The organism is Campylobacter sp. P255, from assembly GCF_003627915.1.
Lineage (GTDB): Bacteria > Campylobacterota > Campylobacteria > Campylobacterales > Campylobacteraceae > Campylobacter_D.
The window spans coordinates 43,491-54,559 of sequence record NZ_NREN01000011.1 but is presented as its reverse complement, the minus strand read 5'-3'; the positions used below and the strand labels follow the sequence as shown (position 1 = coordinate 54,559).

Annotated in this window: 10 protein-coding genes; 4 read left to right on the top strand and 6 right to left on the bottom strand. The window is 30.9% G+C overall.

From position 1 onward, the window contains the following. The first annotated feature begins 914 nt into the window (after positions 1 to 914). Positions 915 to 1,361, top strand: a complete 447-nt coding sequence (locus CKA54_RS06580) for a DUF411 domain-containing protein (protein ID WP_120760785.1) — start codon at positions 915 to 917, stop codon at positions 1,359 to 1,361. 16 nt (positions 1,362 to 1,377) lie between these two features. On the opposite strand, the gene CKA54_RS06575 is transcribed toward CKA54_RS06580, so the two are convergent. From CKA54_RS06575 to exbB, 3 genes are read right to left on the bottom strand one after another with little or no spacing between them, the layout of a single operon-like run. Further along, complete coding sequence (locus CKA54_RS06575; RefSeq protein ID WP_120760784.1) at positions 1,378 to 2,034, bottom strand: energy transducer TonB; 657 nt, start codon at positions 2,032 to 2,034, stop codon at positions 1,378 to 1,380. After that, positions 2,031 to 2,420 (bottom strand): TonB system transport protein ExbD, encoded by a 390-nt coding sequence (gene exbD, locus CKA54_RS06570; protein ID WP_120760783.1) that lies wholly within the window; start codon positions 2,418 to 2,420, stop codon positions 2,031 to 2,033. The genes CKA54_RS06575 and exbD overlap by 4 nt, the downstream gene beginning before the upstream one ends. Continuing rightward, positions 2,413 to 2,844 (bottom strand): TonB-system energizer ExbB, encoded by a 432-nt coding sequence (exbB, locus tag CKA54_RS06565; protein ID WP_120760782.1) that lies wholly within the window; start codon positions 2,842 to 2,844, stop codon positions 2,413 to 2,415. The genes exbD and exbB overlap by 8 nt, the downstream gene beginning before the upstream one ends. 164 nt (positions 2,845 to 3,008) lie before the next feature. On the opposite strand from exbB, the gene CKA54_RS06560 reads away from it, so the two are divergent. Beyond that, positions 3,009 to 5,099 carry a TonB-dependent receptor gene (locus CKA54_RS06560; RefSeq protein ID WP_120760781.1) on the top strand — a complete coding sequence of 697 codons (2,091 nt, stop codon included), beginning with the start codon at positions 3,009 to 3,011 and terminating at the stop codon, positions 5,097 to 5,099. On the opposite strand, the gene CKA54_RS06555 is transcribed toward CKA54_RS06560, so the two are convergent. Both CKA54_RS06555 and rho read right to left on the bottom strand, forming a co-directional pair. Continuing rightward, a complete protein-coding gene (locus CKA54_RS06555; protein ID WP_120760780.1) occupies positions 5,096 to 6,637 on the bottom strand; it encodes a DNA polymerase III subunit gamma/tau in 1,542 nt (513 codons plus the stop codon). The two genes, CKA54_RS06560 and CKA54_RS06555, sit on opposite strands and share 4 nt — an antisense overlap. Before the next feature lie 2 nt (positions 6,638 to 6,639). Continuing rightward, complete coding sequence (gene rho / locus CKA54_RS06550; protein ID WP_039663099.1) at positions 6,640 to 7,941, bottom strand: transcription termination factor Rho; 1,302 nt, start codon at positions 7,939 to 7,941, stop codon at positions 6,640 to 6,642. 171 nt (positions 7,942 to 8,112) lie between these two features. Between rho and CKA54_RS06545 the strand changes: the two genes are divergently transcribed. Both CKA54_RS06545 and ccoS read left to right on the top strand, forming a co-directional pair. Beyond that, a complete protein-coding gene (locus CKA54_RS06545) occupies positions 8,113 to 10,458 on the top strand; it encodes a heavy metal translocating P-type ATPase (protein ID WP_120760779.1) in 2,346 nt (781 codons plus the stop codon). Then, positions 10,455 to 10,661 (top strand): cbb3-type cytochrome oxidase assembly protein CcoS, encoded by a 207-nt coding sequence (ccoS, locus tag CKA54_RS06540; protein WP_120760778.1) that lies wholly within the window; start codon positions 10,455 to 10,457, stop codon positions 10,659 to 10,661. Before CKA54_RS06545 ends, ccoS begins: the two co-directional genes overlap by 4 nt. Positions 10,662 to 10,673: 12 nt before the next feature. Here ccoS and CKA54_RS06535 read toward each other — a convergent pair whose 3' ends face one another. Next, positions 10,674 to 10,979, bottom strand: a complete 306-nt coding sequence (locus CKA54_RS06535; RefSeq protein WP_120760777.1) for a c-type cytochrome — start codon at positions 10,977 to 10,979, stop codon at positions 10,674 to 10,676. Positions 10,980 to 11,069 lie beyond the last annotated feature (90 nt).

Here is an 11,069-nt window from a genome sequence, read left to right as displayed (position 1 = left end):
TAGTTTGTGTAGTTTGTGTGGGGGGGGGTGGGCGTAGCGTTTTTGTATAGAGTTGGTTTATTTGGTTGCTATAGCTTTTAAGTTGTGTTATTGTGATTGAATTATTCTGATAGTTGGCTAGTTGGTTAGTTATTATATAATAAATATCTTTCTAAGAATATAACAAAGAGTTATTAAGAGATAGTTATGAAAAGTGGATTTTATAAGTATACTTTTTAAAATATTGGGAGTATGTCTGATATTTGTGAAAAATTTCAAAATCCTATCTTAGATAAAGCTATGCAAAATAGCGATATTATGGATATTAAGTTGAAATAACCCCATTCGTCTTTTTCTTTATAAATAATTTTAGAGTTCCCTAAAGTATATTCAGGTATAACTTTAGAGCATTTCTTGTGATTAATAAATCCCTGAATAATATTTAAAGTTTCAGTTACATAAAATGTAAAATTTACATTCTCCAAATAACTTGAAATGCGGTTTTTGCAGTGAGATTGGCGAATGGGTTTGATGGTGTAATTTTTAGCAATTTAATAAATAATGTTTTTATATTTTTAATAAGTCTAAATTATGTTGTTTTGTTTGTTAATATTGTTATGGTTATTACTGTAAATATTGATTGTATACTTTTTATAGATTATTTCCTAGTTTGAGTTTGTAAAATTTGTCAAAGTGAGATCATTTTTAAATGAGTTTAGATACTAGAAGTTAATGGTAATCTATTGATTGATATTTTCTAGTAGAAATTAATAGCGCTTAATTTGTTTATGTAATTTGAAATAAGTTTCTGGCTTATTCTCGCGTTTGTTTTTAGATAAATTGAAATAACAGTTTGCTTTAAAATTATATAATTGGTATTTGTGTAACATTAAGTGGCTATATTTATATAGTGGCGTGTAAAATATGGAGGATGTATGAGAAAGATTGTTCTTGCGCTTGCGTTAAGTTCATTATCAATGTTGGCTAGTAGTAAAGTATTAAATGTTTATGAAAGTCCTACATGTGGATGTTGTGATCTTTGGGCTGATTATATGAAAGCTAAAGGTTATCAAGTTCAAGTACACAAGAGTGATGATTTTTTAAAAGTAAAAGAAAAGATGAATATTCAACCTATGTATCAAAGTTGCCATACAGGTGTGATTGAGGGTTATGCGATAGAAGGTCATGTGCCAGAAGATGCTGTTGCTTGGCTTTTGAAAAACAAACCTCAAGATGTTATAGGTGTTTCTGCTCCTGGTATGCCTCAAGGTAGTCCTGGAATGGAACAAGGGTATGAGGAAGAGTACCCTGTGGTTTTGATGTTGAAAAATGGAGATTATAAAATTTATGGTATTTATAAGGGTCATCAACTTATAAAATAAACTAAGCAAAATTTGCTTAGTTTATTTTATAAATGAGCGGTATTTTGATACGGTAAGTTTTGTCATATTGTGGAAAATTTTTAGATGCAATACGTATGGTTTCTAAAGCACTTTCGTTTAATAATTTATATTTTGATGATTTAAGTATTTTTAAGTCTAATAAATTTTTGTCTTTTGTCCACGTAAATTCCAATAGGACTTCGCCGCTCATACGCATTTTTTTGGCTTGCCTTGGGTAGATTAAAGCCTTATCTATGGCTTGCTTAACTTCTTTTAATAAATCATTATTGTTACCACTTAAGGATATGTTTTCATGAGTATTGCTTGTTATGGCGTGTTGTGTTGTTTCTTGTTTGAGGATTGCGCTTTCTTTTGGTAAGGTTGTTGGTTTTGGTTGTGTATTTTGGACTATTTTTTTGGGTTTAGCAATGGGCTTTTCTTTTTTTGTTTCAATGGGTTTGATTGGTTCTTGCATAGTTTTTTGCGTTGGTTTTGTGGTTTGAGATGTCTGTATAAACTGCTTGATAGCTATATTAAATTTATCTTCTTTTGGCATACCATGTTCTATATGCATAAAATTTTTAGAATAAATCAATACAAAAAACAAAGGCATAAAAAGAAATAGCGTGATAAAAAAAGACCGACTTTTATGGCTAGCTAAAAATGTTCTCATCTTTTATGCTCTGTTAAAATTTGAAAATTTTCGTGATTTTTATTTTTTAAGATTTCAATGATTTTTATAAAGCTTTCAAATTTTGCATCTTTATCGCTTTTTAATTCTACTATGGTTTGGGGTTGAATAGAGTTGATTTTTAAATTTATTTCTTCTAGTGAGCTTGCTTTGTCGTTGATGAAAAATTGATTTTCTTTATTGATTAGAATGCTTATTTTGTCTTTATTATTATCAATTTTATTTGGATTTTCACTTTGTGGTAGATGGATTTCTATTTTTCCATGTGCAATAAAAGTAGATATACTGAGTACAATTGCAAGTAAAACAAGCATAATATCTATAAAAGGAATGATATTTAAACCTTCGTTTTTTGGTAGTTTAAGCATTTTTTTCCTTAAAAATACGATATGAGTTGCTTAGTAGTGATATTTTTCTTAGTAAAGCATTGTAAGCCATCAGTGAAGGAATGGCAACTAAAATCCCTAATGCTGTGGCTTTTAGTGCTAATGATAAACCTATCACAATAGATTTAACATCAATATCCCCGCTTAATCCCATATCATAGAAAGTAATCATAATACCAACTACTGTTCCTAAAAGCCCCACATAAGGTGCATTGGTGTAGATAATATAAAGCATAGTAAGATTTTCACTGATCGCATCGTCAAAATTTTCTTGGCGCGGATAATCATTAAAGTTGATTTTTCTGAAAAACAAAATGCGCTCGATTGTACACCATATAGCAATAAATGCCATAAAACCTAAGACCACAAAAATAATCAAATCGATATAAGTTTTTAAAAATTCCATTTTTTTCTCACTCTTGTTTAATTTTTGTGATTATAGTATTTAAAATTAAATCATTTATTAATAACAATTATCATAATTGATACAATAAATTTATTTTAAATTAATAATTATTATCATAATATTTCAATTTTTAAAACATAGAGTAAATATAGCAAAGGGAAATAATGAAAAAATACATTTTATCATTTTGTGTTGCTAATCTTTTGGTTTCAAGTGCTTTATCGCAAGAGGTTGTGTTAGATAGCTCCATTGTGAGCGCCTCGGGGTTTTCTCAAGATATTAAGGAAGCTCCTGCGACTATTAGTGTGATTGGTAAAAAAGAACTAGAAAGTAAGCCATATAGAGATGTTGCTGAAGCAATTGCAGATATTCCTGGAGTAGATTTATTTGCAAATAAAGGAAAAACAGGCTCTTATAATATTACCATGAGAGGTATTACGGGTTATACTTTAGTTTTGATTGATGGACGGCGACAAGGTATAGGTGGGGAGGTTGGACCTAATGGCTTTAATGAGATTTCAAATTCTTTCTTACCTCCAATTTCTAGTATAGAAAGAATAGAAGTGATAAAAGGGCCAATGAGTACTTTATATGGTTCTGAAGCTTTAGGTGGTGTTGTAAATATCATCACAAAAAAAGTAAGCGATAAATGGGAAACATCAGTTAGTTTAGACGGTATTTTTAATGCACATAAAGAATGGGGTAATACTTATGGTACAAGTATATATTCAAGTGGTCCATTAATGAATGATCGCCTAGGATTAACCTTGCGTTTTAGAGAGTTTTATAGAGAACAGTCAAATGTTGAATTTAGCAATGGAAGTGGACAAAGAGTGCAAGGCGATCAGGCTCAAAGTCCCACAAAAGCTAATAATTTTAACTTAGGAACTAGGTTAAATTATCTAGTAGATGATTATAATACTTTGATATTTGATATCGATTTTTCAAGAAATCATTATGATAATAAAAAAGGACAACTAGGAACACTGACTAAGCCATCTGGTGATAATGGTGCTTTAACAGGTGGCTATACAGACACTATGCAAGTAGATAAGCTAGTAACTTATTTAAGCCATGAGGGTGTTTATGAAGATTTTTCGATTACTTCTTCCTTGCAGTATAACCGTGTTAGTAATGATGGGCGAGAGGTAGTTGGTCAAGCAGGTCAACCATTTTTGGGACAAAATAGAGATATAGTTGCTGAAGATATTATTGTAGATACAAAATCAGTTATACCTTTAGGTCAAAGTCACATTATAAGCGTGGGTGGTGAATATAGACTCGAAAAAATGCAAGATAAAATCGCTAATCCTACAAATTTTGATCAGTACTTATTAGCTCTTTTTGCAGAAGATGAATATAGCATAAGAGATGATTTAAGATTTACTTTTGGCGCAAGGTATAATCATCATGAAATTTTTGGAAATAATATTTCTCCAAGAGCTTATTTGGTTTATAATCCTACTAGTGAACTTACTTTAAAAGGTGGTGTTTCAACAGGATTTAGAACCCCATATGCTAATAGATTGATAGCAGGTACTTATAATTATGGAGGACAGGGTAAGTACCCTATGTATGGAAATCCGAATTTAAAAGAAGAAACTTCGCTTAATTATGAATTAGCCGCTGTTTATAATAATGACTTATTTTATATTTCAGCAACCGGCTTTTTAACAAATTTCAAAGATAAAATTTCTAGTCAAAAATTTAGCAATGGCGATATGATTTCTGGTATTGGAAAATGTGAAGCTGATACTTGTTATCAAGCGATTAATCATGGCAAGGTTGAGTATAAAGGTATAGAGCTTGGAGCAGGGGTTACTCCTATAGAACACCTAAATTTAGATTTAGCTTATACTTATCTTGATAGCGAAATTAAAGATGCACAAGATAAGGCTGCGATAGGAAAGCCAGAAATTGATAGTTTAAAACACAACATCATGTTAAAAGCAAGCTATAATATCTTTAATAAATTCACTCCATGGGTAAAAGGTGAATGGCAAATAGATCGTTATATGGGTGATACAAATATTAATAGAGAATATTATCAAGATGTCTTTTTAGCTTCTATGGGTGTGCGTTATGATATCAATAAAAATTGGAACATTAATGCGGCAATTTATAATCTTTTTGATAAAAGTTTTACAAATGCATGGGATTCTTATAAAAACAAAGGCGAAGATACTTGGGTAAACACTTATAACCGTATTGAAGAAGGAAGAAGAATTTATATTTCGATCAATGGTAGTTTTTAATTTTGAATTGATGGGGAGCCAAAGAGCTTGTTAAGCGCTTCTTTGGCTTCGTCTTTGGGATCGTATTTTTTAGCATCTTTTTTAAAATTTTCAAAATGCTCATTTAAATTTGGAGTGCTTTTTACTTCTTGCTTTATAGGGGTTTTGAATATATCCTGTAGTTTTTGCGTGTCTATTTTTTCTATTTTTTGAATTTTTATTTGTGCTTTTTCTCCAAAAAGTTCATGAAGTAGAGTTTTGATTAGTTTAAATCCATTATTTAGAATTTTTCTATCTTCATCTTGAGCATGTGAGCTAATATTTAAAATATCATCTTCAAAAGAGATAAATTGTGTAGTTTTTTTAAAAACTTCAGCCAAATCATAATCTCTTTTATAGATAGCCTTTAATAAGCTTTCGTATGGATTGAGTTTTTCATCTTTGGTAGTTTGTGTTGAAGGTAAATTTTGTTGCTGTATGTTTTTTGATATATCGTATGGTTTTAAATTATCACTTGTATCGATAGCCTCATCAATGCTTTTTAGATAGGTTGCTTCTATTAACATAAAAGCCATAACGCAAAGCACAAAACTATCATCATCACTAGAATTTAACATAGTTTTGGCGCGTGAAAGTATTCTAAAAAATCTTTCATAAATTAACATAGAAAATAAATTGTTTTTGGCAAAAAATGCTTCTTTTAGAAAAAATATCATTTCATCTATTACATTGCTTGCCTCATAGTCTTCAAAATCTTTTAAAAATTCAAGAACTTTATCTTTCTCATTGGTTAAGATAGCTTGATAAAATTCTTCAATCTTAGCTGGATCTAAAAAGCCTAGCATCGCAGTAATTTTTTGTGTTTCTATGTGATTTTGACAATATACTATGGCTTGATCTAATAAAGTTAGAGTATCTCTTAAAGATCCATTTCCGCTTCTTGCTATGAGTTTTAAAGCTTCTTTTTCATAATTTATATTTTCTTTATCTAAAATCCATTCTAAATGATTTAAGATATCATGAGTGGAAATTTGCTTAAATCTAAAATGCTGTGTTCTTGAAAGAACCGTTGCAGGTAGCTTTAAAGGATCAGTTGTCGCAAGTATAAATTTAACATAGCTTGGCGGCTCTTCTAAGGTTTTAAGTAGTGCATTTGCTGCTTGTGGAGTGAGCATATGTACTTCATCAATGATGAAAATTTTAAACCTAGCTAGTGATGGAGCATATTTTACTTGTTCTATTAATTCTTGGATATCTTCTAAGCTTCTGTGGCTTGCAGCATCCATTTCTATGATGTCAATATTGGATCCATTAAGTGAAGCAAGGCACTGAGAACATTCTCCACATGGATTAGCACTTGGTCCTTGTTCACACACTAAGGCTCTTGAAAAAATTCTTGCACTCGATGTTTTACCGCTCCCTCGCAGTCCTGAAAACAAGTAAGCATGTGCTAAGCGATTATTTTCAAGCGCATATTTTAAGCTTGTAGAAACTGTGTTTTGTCCTACAAGTTCATTAAAATTTTTGGGTCTGTATTTAACAGCAAGTGCTTGTAACATTATTACTCATTCATAATAGAGAGCAACTCTTCATTGCTTTTAGTTTTGAGCATTTTTGAGTATAAAAATTTTAATGCTTCAATATCATCCATTTGAGATATGGCTGATCTAATCGCCCAAATTTTTTGCAGTTTTTCGACGCCTTGGAGCAATTCTTCTTTTCTAGTGCCAGATTTTATAATGTTAATTGCAGGATAGATCCTTCTATCTGAAATATTTCTATCAAGAACGATTTCGCTATTTCCTGTACCTTTAAATTCTTCAAAAATAACTTCATCCATTCTTGATCCAGTTTCTATCAAAGCAGTTGCTATGATAGTTAGTGAGCCTCCATGTTCTATATTTCTAGCTGCACCAAAAAAGCGTTTTGGTTTATGTAGCGCGTTCGCATCAACCCCACCACTTAAAACTTTACCACTACTTGGTGTAGCGGTGTTATAAGCTCTTGCCAATCTTGTAATAGAATCAAGCAATATAACCACATCTTTACCTGTTTCTACCATCCTTTTTGCTTTTTCTATCACCAGTTCTGCTACGCGAACATGATTATAAGCAGGTAAGTCAAAAGTTGAACTAAAAACTTCACCCTTAACACATCTTTGCATGTCTGTAACTTCTTCAGGACGCTCATCTACTAAAAGTACGATCAAGTGAGCTTCAGGGTGGTTTTTGGCAATGGCGGTTGCTAGTTCTTTCATCAGCTCGGTTTTACCGGTTCTTGGAGGTGCTACAATCAAACTTCTTTGACCTTTTCCTATAGGGGCAAATAAGTCAAGCATTCTACCAGTGAGTTTTAAAGGATCATATTCTAATTTGATTTTCTCGGTTGGAAAAATCGGAGTAAGGTTATCAAATAAAGGTCTTTCTCTAGCTTCTTTTAAAGGAAGGTAGTTAATTGCTTCGATTTTTAATAAAGCGTAGTATTTTTCTTGATCTTTAGGTTCTCTAACCTGACCTGTAACAATATCTCCCACACGTAAAGCAAATTTTCTAATTTGCGAGTTTGATACATACGCATCGTTTACGCTATCGCTTAAATTAGAATCCATTCCGCGTAAGAATCCATAGCCATCTGGTGAAATTTCTAAAATTCCGGTAAAAAGTATAAAGCCGCCTTTTTTAGTTTGTGCTTTTAAAATTTCAAAAATAAGATCTTGTCTTCTAAATTCTCTTGGATTTTCTATTTCTGCTTCATTGGCAATTTTAACTAAGCTTTCTAAGTCAAGCAACTTCAAATCTTCAATTTTATAACCTTCCACTGGAATGTGTGTTCTTTGGTGTTTTTTTTCTTTAGTATTTTCCATATATCCTCTAAAATGTAGAAAATGTAGTATTTAAAATGAATACGAGATTTTATTCAAAAAAACGCTTTTTTGTCAAATTTTTGAAATTATAATATAGCTTTGTAAATAATTTTTAAAATTGCTGTTTTAAAAAAATGATAAAATAGTAAAAAATAACAACGAAAGTCTAAAATGAAATGCAAGCATTGTCAATTAAGTTTTAAACAAGAACAAATGATAGAAAAAAATGGAAATTATTTCTGTTGTAAGGGTTGTGAGAGTGTTTATGAAATTTTACACGATAACAACTTAGAGGAATTTTATGAAAAACTAGGTAGTCAAACTCTAAATCCAGTGACTATAGAACATATCAATAAAGACTATGGCAAGTATATTCAAAAAACTAAAGAAGGTTTTAGTGAAATCTTTTTGCTTATAGAAGAAATTCACTGTGCTGCTTGTGTTTGGCTGAATGAGAAAATTCTCATTAAAAGCGAAGGAGTGGTTGAGGTTGATATTAATTCTATCACTCATAAGGCTAGGATTGTTTTTGATGATAAAAGTATTAACTTAGCACAAATTATACAAAATATAGAAAGTATAGGTTATAAAGCGAGTGTGTATTTGCCTACCAAAAATGAACAAAGAGCAACACACACCAAAAGAGACTTTTATGCAAAATTAATCGTTGCTATAGCTTGTGTGATGAATATTATGTGGATTTCTGTTGCAAAGTATGCGGGTTTTTTTAGTGGTATGGATGCAGATACTAAAGATATTTTGCATTTTGCGGAGTTTTTGTTGTGTACTCCTGTGCTTTTTTATACAGGATCTGTTTTTTATAAAAACGCCTATTATGCCTTAAAATTTAAGAACATCAATATGGATACTTTGGTTATTAGCGGAGCAAGTTTGGCTTATATTTATTCTATTTGGGCTATGTTTTCAAGGGCTTCGCAGGTTTATTTTGACTCTGTTGCAATGATTATTTGTTTTGTTTTTATAGGAAAATACTTAGAGCTTTTGAGTAAAAAAAGAGCATTGGATACGCTTGATCATTTGCGTTCATTTTTGGTAAGCGAGGTAAGAGTTTTCAAAAATGGAGAAATCAAAAACACCGATGTTGAAGAAGTTGAAATAGGAGATATTATCGAATTAAAAGAAGGAGATAAGATACTAATTGATGGGGTGTGTATCAGTGGTAATGTAAGTTTAGATGTTTCTAGTTTAAGCGGAGAAAGCTTACCACTTGATGTGCAAAAAAACGATGTTGTATATTCTGCTTCTTTGGTTTTAAGTGGTAATGCCTTGTATAAAGTGAGTGCTTTATATAAAGACTCTAAATTAGCAAGGATAATCACTTTACTTGAAAACTCAAGTACCAAAAAAGCAAAAATAGAAAAAATGGTGCAGCAAGTTAGTAGGTATTTTTCTCCTATTATTTTAACTTGCGCTCTATTGTGTTTTGCTTTCACTTTTTTTGTGTTGAATTTAGGTTTCGAAGAGGCCATGATACGCATGGTTTCGGTATTGATTATTGCATGTCCTTGTGCCTTGGCTTTAGCTACTCCTGTGAGTTCTTTGGTAGCAATTAGCACAGGGTTAAAAGAAAAGATTTTGTTTAAAGAAGCTGGTGTAGTAGAAGATTTAAGTAAATGCAATATAGCGGTTTTTGATAAAACAGGAGTGCTGACAAAGGCGAGCTTGGAAGTAAAAAAATACTATTTAGATGAAACGCTAGATCATAATGAATTGGTGAGTTTTTTATCTTTAACCAACCACCCTGTTGCAAAAAGTATTTTGCGATTTTTAAATATAAAGCAATATAATAGAATTGAATTTGATAAGGTAGAAAATTTCCAGGCAAGAGGATATAAGGCATTTTTAGGAAATGATGAGTGGCTTGGTGGTAATGAGAAATTTTTAAAAGAAAATTATATTCAAACCCAATCTTTTGAAAGTACTCATTTTATTTTTGCAAAAAACAAAGTGATTATGGCGGTGTTTGAGTTGGAGGATAAAATTCGAGATAATTCTAAAGAGTTGATCGATTTTCTTAAAAATCAAAAAATGCAAATTTATATGCTTAGCGGGGATAATCCTTTTGCTGTAGAAAGAGTTGCAAAAAAATTAAAAATAAGCAACTATAAAGCCTCTTGTATGCCAGAAGACAAAATGCAAATTATAGCTAGTTTAAATCAAAAAGCTAAAGTCTTAATGGTAGGAGATGGGGTTAATGATGCTTTGGCGCTTTCTTATGCTGGGGTAGGGGTTTCATTAAAGGAAGGTTCAGAACTTGCTATGGAAAATAGTGATATTGTATTGTTAAAAAATGATCTTGAAAGTTTACAAAAAGCCATGAAAATAGCAAAAAAAACATATTATATCATTAGACAAAATTTAACTTTTTCTTTATGTTATAATGCCTTGAGTATGCCTTTGGCTTTTTTTGGTTTGATTAATCCGCTAGTTGCGGCTTTATCGATGTCATTTAGTAGTATAATAGTAATTTTAAATGCTTTAAGGATAAGAAAATGAATGGTGTTTTAATGATGATGATTGGAGTTTCATTACTTGCTTTGTTTTTGGCAATTTGTGCTTTACTTTGGGGTATTAAAAACAAGCAATTTGATGATGATTATAAATTTACCATTTTAAATGATAGTGAAGATGCTTTAAATGATGCAGTGATTTTAGAAAAGAGGAAAGAGGAAATTTTAAAGAATAAAAAACAGCCATAAAGGCTGTTTAGATTATTTTTTTAAGCTTTCAATATGTTCTTCGATCGCTTTGAAATCTGCTTCAGTTAAACCTTTAAGATTGATTTTCATAATCGCACCTTGGCCATAAGCATTTCTTTTGCCTGCTGCATATTCTTTCATGTATTGTAATCTTTCAGCTGCAGTTAAAGAATTTAACGCAGGAACTTTGTTAAGATAAACTTTGTCTGCTTTAGCACCATGACATACTGCACATTTTTTATAAAGTGTAGCACCATCTGCAGCAAAAGCTGAAACACCTAGACATGCCAAAGCTGATAAAACAAGTAGCTTTTTCATTGTATCACTCCTATATAAATTGAAAATAAAATGTTTTTAATTATAAGCTTTTTTTATTTAAATATACTTAAAAATTTTTTTAGCAGTCAA

Bases quoted from the DNA above. Each gene is read 5' to 3' on its own strand.
- CKA54_RS06580 (WP_120760785.1), top strand. From the start codon at position 915: ATGAGAAAGATTGTTCTTGCGCTTGCGTTAAGTTCATTATCAATGTTG.
- CKA54_RS06575 (WP_120760784.1), bottom strand. From the start codon at position 2,034: ATGAGAACATTTTTAGCTAGCCATAAAAGTCGGTCTTTTTTTATCACG.
- exbD (WP_120760783.1), bottom strand. From the start codon at position 2,420: ATGCTTAAACTACCAAAAAACGAAGGTTTAAATATCATTCCTTTTATA.
- exbB (WP_120760782.1), bottom strand. From the start codon at position 2,844: ATGGAATTTTTAAAAACTTATATCGATTTGATTATTTTTGTGGTCTTA.
- CKA54_RS06560 (WP_120760781.1), top strand. From the start codon at position 3,009: ATGAAAAAATACATTTTATCATTTTGTGTTGCTAATCTTTTGGTTTCA.
- CKA54_RS06555 (WP_120760780.1), bottom strand. From the start codon at position 6,637: ATGTTACAAGCACTTGCTGTTAAATACAGACCCAAAAATTTTAATGAA.
- rho (WP_039663099.1), bottom strand. From the start codon at position 7,941: ATGGAAAATACTAAAGAAAAAAAACACCAAAGAACACACATTCCAGTG.
- CKA54_RS06545 (WP_120760779.1), top strand. From the start codon at position 8,113: ATGAAATGCAAGCATTGTCAATTAAGTTTTAAACAAGAACAAATGATA.
- ccoS (WP_120760778.1), top strand. From the start codon at position 10,455: ATGAATGGTGTTTTAATGATGATGATTGGAGTTTCATTACTTGCTTTG.
- CKA54_RS06535 (WP_120760777.1), bottom strand. From the start codon at position 10,979: ATGAAAAAGCTACTTGTTTTATCAGCTTTGGCATGTCTAGGTGTTTCA.